18 protein-coding genes and 1 tRNA gene are annotated in these 17924 nt (G+C 63.5%); 6 read left to right on the top strand and 13 right to left on the bottom strand.

All coding sequences use genetic code 11. The features are described from left to right. Positions 1–298 precede the first annotated feature (298 nt). Positions 299–1225 carry a cupin domain-containing protein gene (locus KBY85_RS04240; protein WP_254960324.1) on the bottom strand — a complete coding sequence of 309 codons (927 nt, stop codon included), beginning with the start codon at positions 1223–1225 and terminating at the stop codon, positions 299–301. A 517-nt stretch (positions 1226–1742) separates the two neighbouring features. On the opposite strand from KBY85_RS04240, the gene KBY85_RS04245 reads away from it, so the two are divergent. Next, the gene (locus tag KBY85_RS04245; RefSeq protein ID WP_254960325.1) at positions 1743–2588 is read left to right on the top strand and encodes a glycoside hydrolase family 3 protein; all 846 of its coding nucleotides are present in this window, start codon (positions 1743–1745) and stop codon (positions 2586–2588) included. Positions 2589–2726: 138 nt separating this feature from the next. On the opposite strand, the gene KBY85_RS04250 is transcribed toward KBY85_RS04245, so the two are convergent. Beyond that, on the bottom strand, positions 2727–3119 hold the full coding sequence (locus tag KBY85_RS04250; RefSeq protein ID WP_254960326.1) for a molecular chaperone DnaJ: 393 nt from the start codon (positions 3117–3119) through the stop codon (positions 2727–2729). A 385-nt stretch (positions 3120–3504) separates the two neighbouring features. On the opposite strand from KBY85_RS04250, the gene KBY85_RS04255 reads away from it, so the two are divergent. After that, entirely contained in the window at positions 3505–3696 is a 192-nt protein-coding gene (locus tag KBY85_RS04255) for a hypothetical protein (RefSeq protein WP_254931286.1), read from the top strand. Between the two features lie 9 nt (positions 3697–3705). On the opposite strand, the gene KBY85_RS04260 is transcribed toward KBY85_RS04255, so the two are convergent. Continuing rightward, positions 3706–3909: a hypothetical protein gene (locus tag KBY85_RS04260; protein ID WP_254960327.1), complete on the bottom strand. Its 204-nt coding sequence runs from the start codon at positions 3907–3909 to the stop codon at positions 3706–3708. A 280-nt stretch (positions 3910–4189) separates the two neighbouring features. Here KBY85_RS04260 and KBY85_RS04265 point away from each other — a divergent pair, with 280 nt between their 5' ends. Further along, a complete protein-coding gene (locus KBY85_RS04265; protein ID WP_254960328.1) occupies positions 4190–4903 on the top strand; it encodes a hypothetical protein in 714 nt (237 codons plus the stop codon). Between the two features lie 19 nt (positions 4904–4922). Here the strand turns inward: KBY85_RS04265 and KBY85_RS04270 are convergent, their stop codons facing one another. Next, positions 4923–7091, bottom strand: a complete 2169-nt coding sequence (locus KBY85_RS04270) for a glutamine synthetase III (RefSeq protein WP_254960329.1) — start codon at positions 7089–7091, stop codon at positions 4923–4925. 176 nt (positions 7092–7267) lie between these two features. Here KBY85_RS04270 and KBY85_RS04275 point away from each other — a divergent pair, with 176 nt between their 5' ends. Further along, on the top strand, positions 7268–9667 hold the full coding sequence (locus tag KBY85_RS04275; protein ID WP_254960330.1) for a glycogen/starch/alpha-glucan phosphorylase: 2400 nt from the start codon (positions 7268–7270) through the stop codon (positions 9665–9667). Here KBY85_RS04275 and KBY85_RS04280 read toward each other — a convergent pair. The 3 genes from KBY85_RS04280 to KBY85_RS04290 form a co-directional block, all read right to left on the bottom strand. Next, positions 9664–10329: a hypothetical protein gene (locus KBY85_RS04280; protein ID WP_254960331.1), complete on the bottom strand. Its 666-nt coding sequence runs from the start codon at positions 10327–10329 to the stop codon at positions 9664–9666. The genes KBY85_RS04275 and KBY85_RS04280 overlap by 4 nt on opposite strands. Before the next feature lie 42 nt (positions 10330–10371). Next, the gene (locus tag KBY85_RS04285) at positions 10372–10818 is read right to left on the bottom strand and encodes a universal stress protein (RefSeq protein WP_254930072.1); all 447 of its coding nucleotides are present in this window, start codon (positions 10816–10818) and stop codon (positions 10372–10374) included. Between the two features lie 68 nt (positions 10819–10886). Then, entirely contained in the window at positions 10887–11549 is a 663-nt protein-coding gene (locus KBY85_RS04290; protein ID WP_254930073.1) for a ParB-like protein, read from the bottom strand. A 77-nt stretch (positions 11550–11626) separates the two neighbouring features. Here KBY85_RS04290 and KBY85_RS04295 point away from each other — a divergent pair, with 77 nt between their 5' ends. Both KBY85_RS04295 and KBY85_RS04300 read left to right on the top strand, forming a co-directional pair. Next, positions 11627–12718: a sirohydrochlorin chelatase gene (locus KBY85_RS04295; protein WP_254930074.1), complete on the top strand. Its 1092-nt coding sequence runs from the start codon at positions 11627–11629 to the stop codon at positions 12716–12718. 415 nt (positions 12719–13133) lie between these two features. Next, positions 13134–13370, top strand: a complete 237-nt coding sequence (locus KBY85_RS04300; protein ID WP_254960332.1) for a DUF2811 domain-containing protein — start codon at positions 13134–13136, stop codon at positions 13368–13370. Positions 13371–13523: 153 nt separating this feature from the next. Here the strand turns inward: KBY85_RS04300 and KBY85_RS04305 are convergent, their stop codons facing one another. The 6 genes from KBY85_RS04305 to KBY85_RS04330 form a co-directional block, all read right to left on the bottom strand. After that, positions 13524–15170, bottom strand: a complete 1647-nt coding sequence (locus KBY85_RS04305) for a GMC oxidoreductase (protein WP_254960333.1) — start codon at positions 15168–15170, stop codon at positions 13524–13526. 84 nt (positions 15171–15254) lie between these two features. Next, positions 15255–15331, bottom strand: a tRNA-Met gene (locus KBY85_RS04310). Positions 15332–15374: 43 nt separating this feature from the next. Then, on the bottom strand, positions 15375–16346 hold the full coding sequence (locus KBY85_RS04315) for an asparaginase (protein WP_254930077.1): 972 nt from the start codon (positions 16344–16346) through the stop codon (positions 15375–15377). Between the two features lie 19 nt (positions 16347–16365). Continuing rightward, positions 16366–16848, bottom strand: a complete 483-nt coding sequence (locus KBY85_RS04320; protein ID WP_254930078.1) for a CGLD27 family protein — start codon at positions 16846–16848, stop codon at positions 16366–16368. Between the two features lie 5 nt (positions 16849–16853). Continuing rightward, entirely contained in the window at positions 16854–17264 is a 411-nt protein-coding gene (rsfS, locus tag KBY85_RS04325; protein WP_254960334.1) for a ribosome silencing factor, read from the bottom strand. Beyond that, positions 17257–17892 (bottom strand): DUF3318 domain-containing protein, encoded by a 636-nt coding sequence (locus tag KBY85_RS04330; protein WP_106632970.1) that lies wholly within the window; start codon positions 17890–17892, stop codon positions 17257–17259. Before KBY85_RS04330 ends, rsfS begins: the two co-directional genes overlap by 8 nt. Positions 17893–17924 lie beyond the last annotated feature (32 nt).

Genomic DNA, 17924 nt, shown 5'->3' on the forward strand with positions numbered 1-17924 from the left:
AGCTGATGAGGTCGGTTCTGCTTAGATAGGATGGCGGAAACTAAATCAGCTACCACCGATGGATGGGAAATTATTTGTTGGTGGCTTGCTTTTGATCTTTCTATTTTTGTACGTAGGGGTTTACCTGTTAACCAGAGGCCTGACCCCGCCGGTATAGATTCACATTCGCCATCTTGTAAATGGCTTATGCCGTCAAGCTTGTCAACTGCAAGTATTTGATTCTTTGGCCGGTGCGGCGTTTACCCCATCGCCCACCAAGGCGGCGCCGCATTTCCCCCGATGCTGCAGGCCTTAATAGCTATTTGTGGCCTGGTGCTGCACAGTTTGGTGTACGTTGTGCGTCCTTGACCTTATCCGGAGGGGCGTGCAGCTCCACATGCTCTTGCTCGTTGGCATCGTTGCGGGCCACAATTGCAATGGCGGGCTCGCTGGCACTGAGGTTTACCGGCATGTGGATGACGCCTGCCGGGATGAATAGAAAGTCGCCCGTTTGGTTGATCACTGACCTCTCCAAGCAAGGGCCGTAAAAGGTTTTAACGCGGCCTGCCAGCAGAAATATCGCTGATTCCGATCCCACATGGCGATGCGCTGCTGCCTGCCCACCAGGGGGAATCACCACCCTGTTCATCGACAGGCCACGGGCACCGCTGTTGGCGCCGGAAATGCCCACAAACTGCTTTAGTTTTTGCTTGTTGGTGCTGGTTGTTAGCGGCCGCACGGTGACGATCTCGTCCGCCGCCTTGTTGAGATTCCCTTTGGGGGCCGAGGCTGCTGGCACCGTGATGGGGCTGCCCTTCGGCGCCACGTAAACCACCACGACCACCGCTGGCTCAGGACCCAGGCTTACGCCTCGATGCATTTTGTTTACCGTTTCGATTAGGGCCTGGCCTGGTTGCAGGGATTGGCTGGCGCCGTCGTCGCTTTCGACTCGCAAGCTTCCCTGCAGCAACACGCCGGCATTGATCACCGGATGGAGATGGCGGGGCAGGGTTACTCCGGCAGGCACAGTGACGCGCAGCACTGTTACTTCGGCTTGGATATCGTTGAGCTTGGGTAGTAGGTCCCCATTCCAGGAGCGATCGCTGCGGATCAGGGTTTCTACCTTCACGCCCAGGGCAGCAGCGCTTGGGCCGTCATCGGCGCGCGCATTTCCCATGCCCGTGCCAGTAGCCCAGGCCGCCAAGAACGCCAGGGCCAGCAGCCCCAGCCTGGATTGTCTCTTCAAGGGTGCCGAACTAGCTGATTGAAATCTTGGCTCCTATCCAGACTCAGATGTGAAGCGGCCTTCATGAAGTCTGATTGCCGCGGGTGAAGAGCCATTGCGGCAGCGGTATGGATGGTTGCCTTTTTGGTTTGGCGGAGAGATCGTGTGGACATCGGGATTCGGAGGCTCCACTGATGGAAGACACCCCCCCTGAGCATTTGCCAGGAGTGCTCTGACGATCCGGCCCCTGCTCCAACACTCTCGACGGATCTCTGACGTCTCTTGGCTGAAAAGCCTCCACTGCGCCGCCTTAGGTGCCCCGGATTAATCGAGACGTCCCACTGGTCACCTGGCCCCAGGTGCTTGCGTCAGCAGCTCCGCAGTACAACTTAAGACACCCAGATCTCATGATCTGATTGCTATCTAACTTGCGCCCAGCCGAGCCCCACCCATCCGGGCAGGCACCACAGCTGGGTCAACAGAAGCCCGGGGCACGCGCTCCGGGCTTCCTAGTTTTTATGCCGCTTGGGAAAAGGCCATGACGGCGCCACCAGAGACTGATCAGCAGTCGATTGAGCGCCGGGCCCAAGAGCTGCTGGCCCAGCTCAGCGTTGCCGAGAAGCTTGCCCTGCTGGAGGGCAATACCGACTTCTGGCCCGGCATGGTTGACATTGCCACCCGCGACGCCTCCCACCTGCACCCCTGGCCAGCGGGAGTGTTGCCGCGCCTGGGGCTAGCCGGACTGCAGTTCGTTGATGGCCCGCGGGGGGTGGTGCTCCAGGGCGGGGCGACTACCTTCCCCGCTCCGATTGCTCGCGGTGCCTGCTGGGACGTGGATCTGGAGGAGCGGATCGGCGTGGCCATGGCCCGCGAGGCTCGCAGTTTTGGGGCCAACTGGCTGGCGGCGGTGTGCGTCAATCTGCTGCGCCACCCCGGCTGGGGCCGGGCCCAGGAAACCTATGGCGAAGATCCGGTGCTGCTCGGCTGCCTGGGGGCGGCAATGACCCGCGGCATCCAGCGCCACGCCGTGGCCTGCGTCAAGCATTTAGCCCTTAACTCGATCGACAGCTCCCGCTTCCTGGTGGACGTGCAGGTGAGTGAACGGGTGCTGCACGAGCTTGACCTGCCCCACTTCCGCGCATGCGTAGAGGCCGGGGCTGGCTCGCTGATGGGCGCCTACAACCAGGTGAATGGCGAGTGGTGCGGCCAGCACCCCGTGCTGCTCAACGAAATCCTCAAGCAGCGCTGGGGATTCAGGGGCTTCGTGGTGACCGATTTCATCTTCGGGATGCGCGATGGCGTTGCCGCGGTGCGGGCCGGCCAGGACTTGGAAATGCCCTTCCGCCGCCTCGGAGATGCGGGTGAGGCCAAACCGCAGCGGTAGTTCGGGGATTAAAAGCGGTTGGCGCTGGTTGCCCAGGCAGAGCTTAAGCGCATTGCAAACAGCGGGGCTGTCGAGCAGCCCGTGCACCAGCACTAGGGGGGTTGCATCGGCGATGGGACCACCATCCGATTTGCATACTCAATCTGACCTTTCCACCACGGTGCTGCGGCCCAGCAGCAGATCCCGCGCCCCGTTTACCCGTTGCATCGTGTCGTGACTGCCACCGCGGTCTGGGTGGTGTTCGGCGGCGGCGCTCTTCCAAGCTCGGTTGACTTCGTCGGCGCCGATGCGCCCGGCAAGGGGCAGGTGTAATCGCTGACGCGCCACGATCGCATCAAGATCGGGATGCTTACCCAGAGGGCCCCAGTCGGCTTTGCTCAGCGCAGGGCTGCGCTTTTTGCCCCCTTTGCGTCGTGACTTGCTCTGGCCCGATCCACCGAATCCCCGCTGGGACTGGCTTGTCTCTTCAGCCGCCCCATGGGCTGCCTTGGGCGATCGGGTCGGTACCAGACCGGTCAAATTGGCTTGCATGGTCTGGGGCATCAGCTCTGCCGCGATATATCCACTGTCCTCCATGGCCGGCAAGCCCCGTGGTGGCCTAGGCGACGCTCATGGCTGGCTAAGGGCGAGATCTTTGTGCCTTGCGCTTCTGGAGCGGCTTTTGATAAGGCTGCCGGGACCTCGGCCTATCTAGTGTCAGATGGGTCTAAACTTAAGAAGAGGTGAGGCGCGCTTGCCGCGATCGGTCATCTCTGGCCTGCGTAGTGGGGGTTTTATGGGATCGGCGACCAGATTTCGCCTGCGAAACAGGCCTCTCGCTGGGTTCATCAACCTCCGCGAGGGTCAGCGTTGGCCAGTGGAGCAACCCATGGAGGGCTGGTTGCGGTGGGAGTGCAGGGTGCTGCCTGTAATTCCTGTGAAAATCGCCAACTTCAGTGCTGGTGGCGTGGCGATATGGGTTGATCCACAGCTTGATTTGTATCCCGGCGGCCATGGCGTACTTATCACCCAGGCCCATGGCCGTGGCTGTGGCTACAGGCCGGTTAAGGGCTGCTGGCAAGTCAAGGGTGCCAATCGTTCTTTGGTGGGCCTTGCCTTCGAGCGCTGAGGCTGGCTTTCAGTTTTCAAGTATTCGCTGAATCCGGTTGGATTGGGACCCGGCTAAGCGCCCCTGGCCATCGGGGCTAAGACTGGTTCTTGGCAGCTGGCGAATCGGTTTTACCTCTTTTACCCGTAAGGCGTAAACGTGTAGGCCGATGGCCACCACGACCAGCAGCATCAGGCTGAAAGCTGTGCGGTGGCTGCCGTCGCTGCTTTGCATCGCCTGGGGTGCGGAATTGCTGATGATCCCAGTCTCTCAGGAGCAAGAGATGTGAAGACCTCCCCGATCCCAATCCAGGGCCAGCCAGCGCTCCTAGGATTTGCTTAAGAATTGAACGGTGCAGAATTCGATGCGTGTGCCATCCCTGCTGGCTCTGGCGGCCCTTGTGGGCTTTGTGATCGTGGAGTTGGTGCTCTGACCGGCAGCCAAGAACACCGCTTTAAACAGTCAGGGCTTCTAGGGTCCGCTTTTACTGCGCCCCTGACCTGTGCAGGCACCCATGCTCCACTCCCTAGCCTTTCTGTTGACCAGGGGCCAGGAGTTGCCCGAAGAGGGCGTTGATTGGCAGGCTCTGGTTGCGGCCCAAGGCCACCAGGGTCCTGATCTCGGCCGGGGTCTGAGGCTGTTTCGGATGCCAGATCAATGGCAGGGCAGCCTCGATGAGTTGGTGGCTAGTGGCTGCGCCACCATCGCCGGTGAAGATCCCCTCGGCTCAGCGCCAGAGCGGCGTTCCCTGATCTGCGATGCCGTGGTGACGCAGTTTGACGTGCCCTCCCTGTGGATCGGCGTCTACGCCGTTAGGGGCCCCGCCGAAGGCTCTTGGCTGCAAGTGCAGCAGGTGGAGCTGCTGGATCGCTTTCCCCTGGCTGAGGCAGCCAATGAGACCTGCTGGTTTTATCCCACCGATAACGGCTCCTACTTGTGTTGGGAAAATCAGACTGGCCTGACCCTCGCTCCGGGATGGTTGCCAGAGCAGGGGGGGCAGGAGCTTCCTATCGCCTATGACCGCGGCGAGGTGCACGTGCTCTGGTCGCTGATGGCCGATGACCAGGCACTTACTTGTGTGGGCCTCACCTATCAGCGCCGGCGTATCGAATGGCCGTTGCTTGAGCGCAGCCCCGCACCCAGTGCCACCTGGACCTGCTTTGAGGTCGACACCATGGCCGACCCCAGTTACGTAGAACGCGCTCGCATCAGCGTTTTTCCGCAGTGAGCGGGCGCAGCCGCCTTGCTCAACGCACGAACAGCATCTCCTGGTAGGTGGGTAGGGGCCAGAGGTTGTCGTCGACCAGGGCCTCCAGGCCGTCAACCGCCACGCGCAAGTCGGCCATCAACGGCACCAGGGTGTCGGCGGAGTAGCGCATGTGGGCTTCGGTGCCGTGGGGGGGATGGTCGATGGCGCTTTGCAGTTGGCCGCTGATGTCCATCAACGACTGGCACAGTCCAGCCACCTCCTTGGAGGTTTCCGGCGATACCTGGATGCCTAGTGAACTCTGCAGTTGCAGGGATTCAGCTAGTTCGCCGAGGTAGCGGATCGCTGCCGGGTACACCTGGGTGCGGGCGATCTGGACGGCCAGCTTCGCTTCCACATCGATCGCCAGGATGTACTGCTCGGCGTAAACCTCGAAGCGGCTCTGCAGCTCGACAGCCGAGAGCACGCCGGTGCGCTCGAACAGCTCGCGCATTGATTGGCGCTCCAACACCGGCAGGGCATCGGCGGTAGTGCGCAGGTTTTCCAGGCCCCGCTCCTCCACTGCCATGCGGTGCCACTCATCGGAATAGCCGTTGCCGCCAAACACGACGGCGCCATGCTGTTCGATCAGGGTCTTGAGCACGGCCAGAGCCCCTTCCTCAAGGCCGTAGCCACTTCCCAGCTTTGCCTCCAGCTCGCTGGAGATCCAGGCGAGGGAATCGGCCAGGATGGTGTTAAGGGCCACAAGCGGGCCAGCCACCGATTGGTTGGAGCCGACGGCGCGAAACTCGAAGCGGTTGCCCGTGAAGGCAAAGGGTGAGGTGCGGTTGCGATCACCGGCGTCCTTGTCGAATTCGGGCAAGGTATCCACCCCGAAGTCCATCACGCCGCCGAGGGCCGAGCCGGAGAGTCGGCCCTCGCGGATCTGGTTGAACACATCCTCCAGCTGGCTGCCCAGATACACCGAGATGATTGCCGGGGGTGCTTCGTTGGCTCCGAGGCGGTGGTCGTTGCTGGCGGTGGCGATCACGGCCCGCAGCAGGGGGCCGTACATATGCACGCCGCGGATCACCGCTCCGCAGAACATCAGAAACTGCAGGTTTTTATGGGGCGTCTTGCCCGGATCGAGCAGGTTCCCCTGGGTGGCGTTGCCGATCGACCAGTTGACGTGCTTGCCAGAGCCGTTGATGCCAGCGAAGGGCTTCTCGTGCAGCAGGCAGGCCAGACCATGTTTCTTCGCTGTGCTGCGCAGCAGGGTCATGGTGAGCTGCTGGTGGTCGGTAGCCACGTTGGCGGCCTCGAAGAAAGGCGCAATCTCAAACTGCGATGGAGCCACCTCGTTGTGGCGGGTTTTGGCCGGAATCCCCAGGCGGTACATCTGCCGCTCCACCTCCTGCATGAACACCTGCACCCGCTCCGGGATGGCGCCGAAGTAGTGGTCGTCAAACTGTTGGCCCTTGGCGGAGGGGCGACCGAACAGGGTGCGGCCGGCCAACAGCAGGTCTGGCCGCAGGGGCACGTAGGCGCTGTCGATCAGGAAGTACTCCTGCTCGGCGCCGCAGCTGGAGTTGACCGGGGCAATGGTGGTTTCCCCCAGCAGGCTGAGCAGCCTGTGGGCCTGTTTGTTTACGGCTGCGATCGAGCGCAGCAGGGGGGTTTTTTTGTCGAGGGCCTCGCCGGTCCACGAGACGAAGACGGTGGGGATGCAGAGGGTGACACCGTTGGGCGTCTCCATCAGCCAGGCGGGGCTGGTGATATCCCAGGCGGTGTAGCCGCGAGCTTCAAAGGTGGAGCGGATACCGCCATTGGGAAAGGAGGAGCCGTCGGGCTCGCCCTGCACCAGCACCTTGCCGGTGAATTCGGTGAAGACCGTGCCGTCGCCCTGGGGTGAGATGAAGCCGTCGTGCTTCTCTGCAGTGGAGTTGGTGAGCGGATAAAAAACGTGGGAGTAATACAGGGCACCTCGGGCGGTGGCCCACTCCTTCATCGCCTGGGCTACAACGTTTGCCACCGACACGTCGAGCTTGCTGCCCTCCTTGATGGTGCGCTGCACCGATTTGAAGATCTCCTTCGGCAGCGCCGCCTTCATCTTGTCGAGGGTGAATACGTCGCTAGCCCAGAGCTCATCGAGGGGCTGAATTGGAGCGGTAGGGGCGGCGGGGCGGCTGAGAATCTTTTCGAGGGCTTGAAGGCGTGGTTGGGAGGGCATGGGGAGTTCGCCACTGAACGTCAATTCACCTACACAAAGCTGTTCCCCCCTTCAAACTTTGCTGCGGTTGATACCAGCGGCGCGATTGGGCCTGGCTTGGCGTGTGCGGTAACCGTGACCACGCTGCTGCGAATTTGAGTCGCCAGCCCCAGACTTTCGCTTTGAAGTAGTCAGGGATGGCCTCAGCCGATAGCCAGGCTCTGAAGGAGTCGATGCAAGGGCATCTCTTCTTCAGTCAGGCCAAGTCCAGCTCCCTGGCCACCAGCCATGACCATTACCGCTGCCTGGCTTTGGCGGTGCGTGATCGCTTGCTCAAAAACTGGGTCGACACCGCCGACACTTACACCCGCGAGCATGTCCGCACGGCCACCTACCTGTCGGCGGAATACCTACTGGGCCCGCACCTGGAAAACAACCTGGTGAATCTGGGTTTGGTGGAGGCAGCCCGGGAGGCCTGCGCCAGCTTGGGCTTGAGCCTTGAGGAGCTGATCGCCGAGGAGCCCGAACCCGGTCTTGGTAATGGTGGCTTAGGGCGACTGGCCGCCTGCTTCCAGGAGTCGATGGCGACGCTGGAGCTGCCAGCGATCGGCTACGGCATCCGCTACGAGTTCGGCATCTTCCGCCAGCAGATCACCCCCCACGGCCAGGTGGAGAGCACCGATCCCTGGCTGGCCCATGGCAATCCCTGGGAGGTGATCCGGCCGGAGTGGAGCTATCCGGTGCAGATAGGTGAACAAACCGTGATCGGCGTCGCCTACGACACCCCAATCCTGGGCTATGGCGTAAACACCGCCAATACCCTGCGGCTCTGGTCGGCGGTGGCTCCCGAGGCCTTCGACTTCGCTTCCTTTAACGCCGGCGATTACACCAGGGCGGTGCTGCGCAAAATGCAGGCGGAGACCCTTTCAAAGGTCCTCTACCCCAACGACGAGCTGGACCAGGGCAAGCGACTGCGTCTCTCCCAGCAGATCTTCTTCGTCAGCTGCTCCCTGCAGGACATGTTCCGCATCCTGCGGGGCCAGGGGCTGGAGGTTACCGACTTCCACCGCAAGTTTGCGCTGCAGCTGAACGACACCCATCCAGCCATCGCCGTGGCTGAGTTGATGCGGCTGCTGATGGACGAGTACGGCATCGATTGGGATACCGCTTGGTCGATCACCACCGCCAGCATCAGTTACACCAATCACACCCTGCTGCCCGAGGCCCTGGAAACCTGGGGCGTGGAGCTGTTTGAGCAGTTGCTGCCCCGCCAGCTCGAGATCATCTACGAGATCAACACCCGCTTCCTGCGCATGGCCCGGATTCGCTATCCCGGCGATTCCCAAATCCTGCAGCGCATTTCCTTAATTGAGGAGGGCCCGCAGCGCCGGGTGCGCATGGCCCACTTGGCGGTGGTGGGCAGCCACCACGTCAACGGCGTGGCCGAGCTGCACAGCACCTTGCTTAAGCAGCACCTGTTTGCTGATCTGGCCCGGATCTGGCCGGAGCGGTTCACCAATGTCACCAACGGCGTCACACCGCGGCGCTGGCTGGCGGTGGCTAACCCACCGCTGGCGGCCCTGCTCGATGAGGCGATCGGCGATCGCTGGCGCACCCACCTCGAGGAGCTTCAAGGTCTTGCCGCCTTTGCCGACGACTCTGCGTTCCTGGAGCGCTGGCAGGCTGTGCGGGATCTCGGCAAGCAGCGCCTCGCCCAGTACATGCGCCGCGAGCTGGGGGTGCTGGTTGATCACACCTCCCTGTTTGATGTGCAGGTCAAGCGCATCCACGAATACAAGCGCCAGCACTTGGCGGCCCTGCAGATCGTTGAGCGCTATCTGCGCATCCGCGCCGGTGAAGACCTGCCGCCGCGCACCTTTGTGTTCGGTGGCAAGGCGGCTCCGGGCTATGCCCTGGCCAAGTTGATCATCCGCCTGCTGGTCGGTATCGCCGACGTGGTCAACATGGATCCGGCCATGGATGGCCGCCTCAAGGTGGTGTTCCTGCCCAACTTCAGCGTCAGCCTGGGCCAGCTGGTGTATCCAGCGGTGGATCTCTCTGAGCAGATTTCCACCGCTGGTAAGGAGGCTTCCGGCACCGGCAACATGAAGATGGCTCTCAATGGTGCGGTCACGATTGGCACCCTCGATGGGGCCAACATCGAAATCCGCGATTGCGTTGGGGCTGAGAACTTCTTCCTCTTTGGCCACACCGCAGAGCAGATCGAGCAGCTGGGCCACAGCGGTTATCACCCGATGCCCTGGATCGAGCAGGACCCGGCCGTGCGCCAGGCCCTGGAGTTGATCGGCTCGGGCTACTTCAGCGAGGGTGATGGAGAGCTCTTCTACCCCTTGTTGGCCAGCCTCACCAGCCACGATCCCTTCCGGGTGATGGCTGATGTGGCCGACTACCGCCGAGCTCAAAACGCCGTAGATGAAGCCTGGCTCGACCGGGGCCGCTGGGCGCGGATGTCGCTGCACAACACGATGCGCTGTGGCTTCTTCAGCAGCGACCGCTCGATCGCTGACTACGCTGAGCGCATCTGGAAGGTGGGCCGGGTGCCGGTGCAGGCCAGTGCCGGCGCCCCGGCGCCCTAGGCGCTCGGGGGCTCCGGCTTGTCGCTGTCCTTGAGCGAGGGGAAGCTGGAGCGGATCAGCTGGGCTACCTCCTGGTTCATCTGGGTGCGGAAGTTGGCAGCGGCGCCAGCTTCGAGCACCGGATAGGAGCGGGCACCAACGCTGCGCAGGGGCTTCCAGCTGGTGGCTTCCTGCTGCTTGAGGGCTTCCAGCGGTGCGTCGAAGTCGAAGCTGAGCTCCCGTCCCTGGGCGGCGACGGCAGCTATCCAGGCCTCCCGGGCCGGCAGCAGGGCCTTGGCCTTGAGGGTGTCAGGCAAGCCCAGCACCGGCTCGTAGTGATCCAGGGCTCGTAACTCGGCCTCGAGCAGAATGACCCAGGTGGCTTCTTCGCCGGGCTGGAGGCCAAGGCCTTCGGCGGCGGCGAGCATGGCGTCTCGATATAGACACAGCCAGCGGTAGTGAGATTTCTGCTGCAGTGTTTTTTTGAGCGAGCTCTTGCCATGGGCAACCCGCTTGGGCAGGGCTGCTTCAGCTCGCCGAAGTAACACCCGATCTTCCGGCTCCAGGTTGATGGCGCCCCAGCGCTGCCGGTATTCCCACAGCTCCTCGTATTGGCGCACCTCCTCAGGCGTCCAGCCCAGGCCCTGCAGTTCTTCGCCCCTGCTCGTTTCGTCCTTAGCCACCGGCACGCCTGTTGCTGTCGCAGGCAGCGTAGTGGCCGGAGCTCAACGCACAACCAGCACCGGGCAGCTGCTGTGGGTAAGCACCCGGTGGGTTTCGCTGCCCAGCAGCACTCCCTCCAGGCCGCGGCGGCCATGGGATGCCATCACAATCAGATCAGCCCCATGGCGGCCTGCCGCCTCCACGATTGCCGCGTAGGGCATGGAGCTAACCATGGTGTCCTGGTCGCTGACCACCCCGGCGGCCTGGGCCACGGCTGCTGCTGCCGCCAGGATTTGCTCGGCGCCATGGCGAGCGGCTTGCACGAGGGCGATCACCGTATTGGGGTCCACCAGCTCACCCACGCCCACCAGGGAGATGGGGAAGTTGGATTGCGCGTGGAAAAAGGTGATGCGAGCTCCCAGGCTGTGGCCCAGCGCCACCGCCTGCTGCACGGCCTTGTCTGAGAGCTCGGAGCCATCGGTTGGCACCAGCAGGTGGCTGTATGGCATTTACGGCGCAGGGGGGGAGGTGGAGCTCCAGCCTGGAGCAGTTGGCGCCGCCTAGCAACTGGCGCCGCCTAGCAACTGCCTGAGCCCTTCCAGCCAGCCAGGTGGGCAGCGGCGCGGGAGCGGGCCAGAGCGCGGGCGCGGGGCAGGGCCGGCTCGAGTTGCTCGGAGCTGAAGGGCGGTAGGGGGCGGCTGCGCAGCCAGGCCCCCCAGCGGAATTCGTGGAAGGGAATCAGCGGGGCGGCGGCCAGCACCCCCTCCTGCTTCAGCTTCCACACCAAGCTGCGGTAGGGGTCGTCCTGCAGGCCTGTGAGCTGCTCGGGCAGGGCGCTGGGGGGCAGGGGCCCCAAGCCCCTGCCGTCATAGAGGTAGAGCCAGCCGCGTTGATGCAGGGCCGCAAGCACCTGCTCGGGGTCGGGGCTGTCGAGCTCGAGCACCACGTAGCCGAAGGCGATGGCGTCGGGTTCGATCTCGATCAGGGCCCGTAGGCGGTGGTGGCGGTCGACCATCCACACGCTGCCATCGGCGCTGCGCACCAGCGGCACGGGCTTGCTGCCCAGGTAGGAGCGGCGTTCGCGGGTATTTTCGGCCCCGAAATCACGCAGCCTGCTGCGCACTTCAGCCAGTCCCACGCAGAGCTGGGTGGGGCGCAGCTGGGCGATGGGCACCTCAAGCAGCTCACCCCCCGGGCGCGGGGCCGGTAACGGCTGGTATGGGGGAAGGCGCAGGGCCATGACGGCTAGGCAGCCCGGATATCCCCATCCTGACCCGCTGCTTCCCGGAATAGGGTCGCCCTCAAGTGCGAGTGGCCATGGCTTCCCTCTCCCATCCCGACCTGAGTGCCGGTCCCCACGGCCCGATTGGGGTGCTGGTTTGCGGCCACGGCAGCCGCAATCGGCTGGCAGTGGCCGAATTTGCCGAGCTGGCCAAGGGGCTCCAAGCGCTGCTGCCCGAGGTGCCTGTGGAATACGGCTATCTGGAATTTGCCAGGCCGATCCTGCGCGATGGCCTGGAGGCGCTGCGGGCCCGGGGGGTAAGCCACGTGCTGGCCGTGCCGGCCATGCTGTTCGCAGCGGGCCACGCCAAAAACGACATCCCCTCGGTGCTCAATACCTACGCGGCGGAGACGGGTCTGCGCATTGACTACGGCCGTGAACTGGGGGTTGACCTGAAGATGATTCAGGCCGCCGGGGCCCGGATTCGCGAAGTCCTTGATGGGGCAGCCACAGAGGTGCCCCTGCACGAAACCATGTTGGTCGTGGTGGGCCGGGGCTCGTCCGACCCCGATGCCAACTCCAATGTCGCCAAGGTGACGCGGATGTTGGTGGAGGGTTTTGGTTTTGGCTGGGGTGAAACGGTTTATTCCGGGGTCACCTTTCCATTAGTGGAGCCTGGACTTCGCCAAGTGGTGAGACTTGGCTATCGCCGGGTTGTCGTTTTCCCCTATTTCCTGTTTTCCGGGGTGCTGGTGAGTCGGATTCAGCAGCACACCGAGAGGGTGGCCCAGGACCATCCCGAGGTGGAGTTCCTCAAGGCCTCCTATCTGGCAGATCACCCCCTGGTGCTTGACACCTTTGTGGAGCGGGTGGCCGAGGTGGTGCGCGGTGACGCCAACATGAATTGTTCGCTGTGCAAATACCGGGCCCAGGTGCTGGGCTTTGAGACTGAGGTTGGGGCGCCCCAGCACAGTCACCACCACCACGTTGAAGGGCTCACCGACGGCTGTGACCTCTGTGAGCGCGAGTGCACCGGTGCCTGCCAGCCCGATGGAGTGCCGATTCCAGTGGGCGGCCACACCCACGATCACGACCACTCCCCTGGGCACAGCCATCACCATCCGCCCTACCCCCACGCGGACCATCCCCTCGGTCCCACAACCCTGCGCCAGGGCGGCAGCAGTTGAGCCCTCTCGGTTTGGCGTGGCTCAGTCTTCTCAGCTCGCCGGAAGTCTCGCGAGACTCCAGCTCATCAGTTCTGCTGATTGGTTATCCATATTCCCCATTATTGCCGTCTTTTCCCCAGTTTATTAGGGGTTTTCCCCAGAAATGAGGCTTCTAAGCCAGTTTAGGCCTGGCAGTTGGGGAATAACTGCTTTTGTTCAGTCTGGCCTTGACATCACCACCAGCGGCCGCCCTTGCAGGCTTTGAAAATCCTCGCTGCGCCGTTATGGAGCCGCCGGCACAGGCAATCTCAGTTGAGAACGGTGTGGTTTCGCCCTGGCCTTCAGGCTTTGACGGACCTGGCACCGATGTGGCCTACTGAGTCACCCCACCTCTTGTTTCGTAATGGCAGCCGAGCGCAGTCACCTCCAACGATGTATGGAGCAACCCAGCTGCGCAGAAGGGTTAGTGGAGGCAGAAGCCGGCAGCATCAGCCTGGAGGCGGAGGTGCCAGAGGTGTTGTTCGATGGCATGCGCGAGTTCCTGCGCAGCCACCCCCAGTGGGATCAATACCGCTTGATCTCCTCAGCGCTGTCCAGCTTCCTGTTTCAGCACGGCTGCGCCGATCAGGGGGTGAGCCAGCACTACCTCAACGGCCTGTTCCTGCGCCCCTGAATTTTTCAAATCTGGTGGCAGATAACAAAAAAAAGGCGGAGGGGCCAACCTCCGCCTGAGACTCCCTTGCCCGACCTTTTAGAGGTCGACGTTGCCATTGTGAGCAGGGTTGCTCAAGCCGGTTGTGGCGATAGACACCGGATCGCAACCGGGTTAGGGGTCTCCTTGGCGCAACCTGGCGGCAGCGGCTTCGCAAGCGCGCCAGGTTATGGCCATTTCAGTGAGGGTTGGGCTCTGCCAGCCGGCCCGGGGCCAGCAGGCCCCATCGACTACCAGGACATTGGGGGCGCCCCAGCACTGGTTGAGGTGATTCACCACACCTGCCTCGGGCTGGCTTGCCATGCGGGCGCCGCCGAGTTCGTGGATGTAGTAGCCAGGTGGTGGCGCCTCGGGACTCACCGCCAGGCTGGTGCGGATCCAGGGCTCCAGCAGCGGCAGCACAAATAGCTCTTCGATGGGCCGGATCTGCCCCCCACCAGCTGCCACCACCGCCTCCATGCGCCGGTGCATGTGGGCCACCAGGCGCTGCTCGTTTGCACCCCAGCGGCAGGTGATGTGGGCGGTGGGTAACCCCCAGGCATCGAGATGTTCACCGTTCAAGGTCACCTGGTTGTCGGCGTTGGGTTGCACGTCGCCGTGACCGATCAGAAAACCCACCGCCTCGCCCCGGCGTCGCTGCAGCAGGGCTGGTGGATCAAAGCGCTGTAGGGCTGTCCAGAGTCCATAGCCGCCACTGAAATCAGCTTCGCTGCCCGCATCCAGGTTGACCGTGTTGGGTATGAAGCAGCTACCAGCCCCAGAAAGTTCGCTGGGCCCATCAAGGGCCGGCACCCCGGGAATCGAAAAGAAGCGACTGCTGGAGATGTGGTCCATCAGATAGCGCCCGAGGCTGCCGGATGGATCGATTAGGCCGCCGCGTTGGTGGGCTTCGCTCGAGTGCAGCAGGATCCGCAGGGTCTCGATCGTTGAGGCGCAGAGCACCACCAAGGGCGCCTCAATGCGCTCGTGGGCTGCCGTTTTGCCATCTACCAGCACCACGCCCTGGGCCCGCTCGCCGTCGAGCAGTAGGTGGCTCACCACGGCGTTGCTGCGCACTTGGGTGCGCCCCGTTGCCAGGGCCCGTGCCAATGTGCGCCCCTGGCTGGCGGAGCGGGGCCAGCCCGCACCCCGGTGCAGGTTGAAGCCGCGCGAGTGGATCAGGGGCAAGCCAAGCTCGTTGTCGATGCGGCGCTTCAGGTGGCGCTCGCCTGGGGTGAAGGGCAGGGGCGCCTGGAAGTGGCCATCGGGCAGCTGGGGCAGGCCGTCGCAGGCTCCATGCACCTCCAGCAACTGCTCAAGGCGGGTGTAATAAGGCGCTAGCTCGGCGCTGCCGATCGGCCAGCCCGACCCCTGACCATCGCGCTCAGCTGCACCAAATTCGTAGTCGGAAAGGCGCAGGGTGATGCCTCCCCAGGTGAGGCTTTTACCCCCCACCTGCCGGCCCCGGCTCCACAAAAACGGGGCGTCGTCTGGGGTGGAGTAGGGATTGAGCCGCTCATCGACGAACAGCTGGGGATTGTGTTTCCAGAAGCCCGGATGGTGGCGCTGCATGCGTTGCTGGCCGCTGGCGATGCTGGCCACACGCCGGGCCGTATTAAGCGGTTCGCTGCCGAAGGCCTGACGGGATGAGAGCTCGGGACCGGCCTCCAGCACCAGCACCCTCAGCCCCGCCTCGGCCAGCACCATGGCAGCCACACCGCCGGTAGCGCCGGAGCCCACCACGATGGCGTCGGGCTGGGTCACGCTGGCGGGGATGGCCATTTTCTGGGCGGTGATCGCTGGGGCAGCGGAGGTGAATGTTCAAACAACAAAGCCCCGACAGGAGACTGCCGGGGCTTTGGGAAGTGGTGGCGGGGGCGAGATTTGAACTCGCGACCTTCGGGTTATGAGCCCGACGAGCTACCAGACTGCTCTACCCCGCGTCGACCTCTTAACCATACCAGTCGAAGTGCCTAGTACTGGCGCTCAGTCGAAGCGCAGCTCGCCGATCACTTCCAGGCGCAGATGGGGGGCTGGGATCAAGAAGCGAGTGCGCAGCTCTTCGAGAGCTATCGGCGTTAGCCAGTCGAGCTGCTCGAGCAGGTGCAGGGCTACGGCTTGCTTGGCTCGGGCGGAGCCGTCTTCCACCTTGATCGCTACCCCCATGCCTTCGCCGACGCGGCTGAGGCACTGGATGCCTTCAGCTCCGCCCTTGCTCACCACTTGACCATGGCCGCCGCGCATCAGTTCGGTGTCAAAGCGTCCCTCCCCTGCCACCAGTTCGGGGTGAGCCAGCATCGCCCGGCTGAGGCGCTCCAGGTCGGCCTGGCTGCCGGCGCCCAGGTGGGCGTAGAGCAGGGCCATCTGGGCAAGTTGCAGCTGCAGGGTGGGGGCGCCGCAGTCGTCGCGGGCGGTGAGCAGCTCGGCGGCGGGCAGGGCGAGCAAATCGCCTACGCGCTTAAGCACCTCCTGCTGGAGAGGATGCTCTTTTTGTAGATAGCTCTCGGTACTCCAGTTCAGTTGCCGGCAGGTGGCCAGGAAGGCGGCGTGCTTGCCGGAACAGTTGTGCTCAAGGGGGCTTTTGCCGCAGTCGGGCACGGGGCATTGCAGCTGCTCGGCCTCGATTTCAGCGCCCCAAAGCAGCTTGAAGGCCTCGCGGGCGTGCATGGCCGTGCCGGTGTGGCTAGCGCAGGCGATCGCCAGGCCCCGCTCGCCGCAATTGCAATGGTCGGCGGCGCCACTGCTCACAAAAACCGTGGCCTGAAAGGGCTTTAGGGCAGAGCGCACAAAGCTCAGCTGCTGGGGATCGCCTGCCCGCATCAATACTCGGCCGCGGCCGTCGCAAACCACCGCGTGCACCCGGTGGCGCGATTCGACGATGCCGTTGCGCAGCAGCCGCACCTCCAGGGGAGGGACGCCCCCGCGGGCGGTGCCACCGAAACTGGAGGACAGGGTCACAAGAGCCCAGGAGCTGATCTCAAAGAGCCTGACAGAGGCTTGCCCCCACTAGGGCCAGGATTACCGCCAGGGCTGCGCCCTGTTGCAGCCGCCGCAGCACCGGTTGCACCTGGTGCTGGGCCACTAGCAGGTCCTGCTGGCGCCAGGCCAGGGGCTTTTCCCACACTTGTCCGTCGTACCAACCCGATTCCTCGTATTCGACCCGCTCGGAGACCAGGCGGCGGTGCACGTAGTTCCATCCGAGCCACTGGCGCACGAGCAGCAGCATCGGCAGCGCCACTGCAGCCACCATGCCCGCCAGCACCAGCTGGGCCGGGTGGTGGCGCAACACCCAGCTGCCGCTAGCCACCAAGGTGGAGAGGGGCAGCAGCAACAGCCAGCTGGTGGCTAAAGGGCGCAACAGACCTGGCAGGTCGTGGGACGGCCAAACAAAAAACCAGGAGGCCAGCAACTGCTCGTATTCCTGCAGGGGCCGTTGCTCGGGCGGCACCGGGCACGGCATGGCGTTCAGGGAGAAACTGCTGGAAATGAGCTTACGAAGCGCACCTGTTCACCGTGGCCCCAGAAGGATTCGAGGTCGTAGTAGGTGCGCTCGCTGGGGGTGAGCACATGCACAATCACTTCGCCGTAATCGAGCAGCATCCAGCGGCCCTCCTTCTGGCCTTCGCGCCGTAGGGGTAGCCGGCCGGTGGTTTCCTCGATCTGATCCTCAGCCGAGCGGGCGATGGCCCGCACCTGCACATCGGAGAGGCCGCTGCAGATCACAAACCAATCGGCCAACGACGACACCTCGTCAACCCGGATCAGGCGAATGTCCACGGCCTTGCGGTCGTCACAGGCTTCTGCCGCCAGCTTGGCCAGCTGCTCGCTGTCGAGATCCTGGTGGGTCGTGGGCCTGCCAGCGGGGGAATCAGCCATAGACGTTCTCACTGGTGACGGATTGACGCGAGCCCTGTTGCTGGGCCATTTCGGCCCGGGCCTTGCCGGCACTCTTGCGCAGTGCCTCGAGCCGGTCTTCGTAGAAGGCGCGCTTCTTTTTCTTGCGGGTCTGCTCCACCAGCTCCTTGAGGGCGCCGCCCAAACTCTTGTAGGCATTGGGCAGGGTGTAACCGAAGCGGGTGGCCAGGTCGATGGCCCGCTCATCGGCGGCGATGGCGTCCTGCAGTCGCTTTTCGGAGTTGTTTTTGAGATAGAGGCGGTAGCCGGCAAAGCCGGACAGGCCCAGGGCCATCACCAGAAGGAGGCCGTCCTGCACCCACAGCTCACCGATGGCTCCACCCAGGCCGATCGCCAGGGCCGCCATTTCCCAGCCGTCGCGGGGTACTGCATCGTTCTGGACGCGGCCCACCTCGTGCCAAAACAGCAGGTTGCGATGGTCTATCGCCAGCCCGTCCCAGCTTTCCAGGTCGACCTGAATTTCGACTTCATCGCGACCGATCTCCTCGATGGTGATCAGGGGCGGTTCCACCGAGGCGGCCGCTTCAACAAACACCCAGCTCTGTAATTCAGGGGGCAGCAGCCCTTTCAGGCGCTGGAGCTCACTCATCTAGGGCTTCCGCGTTATCAATCAGGTTAGCG

Origin of the sequence: Cyanobium sp. BA5m-10 (assembly GCF_024346255.1) — a bacterium.
GTDB lineage: Bacteria > Cyanobacteriota > Cyanobacteriia > PCC-6307 > Cyanobiaceae > Cyanobium_A > Cyanobium_A usitatum.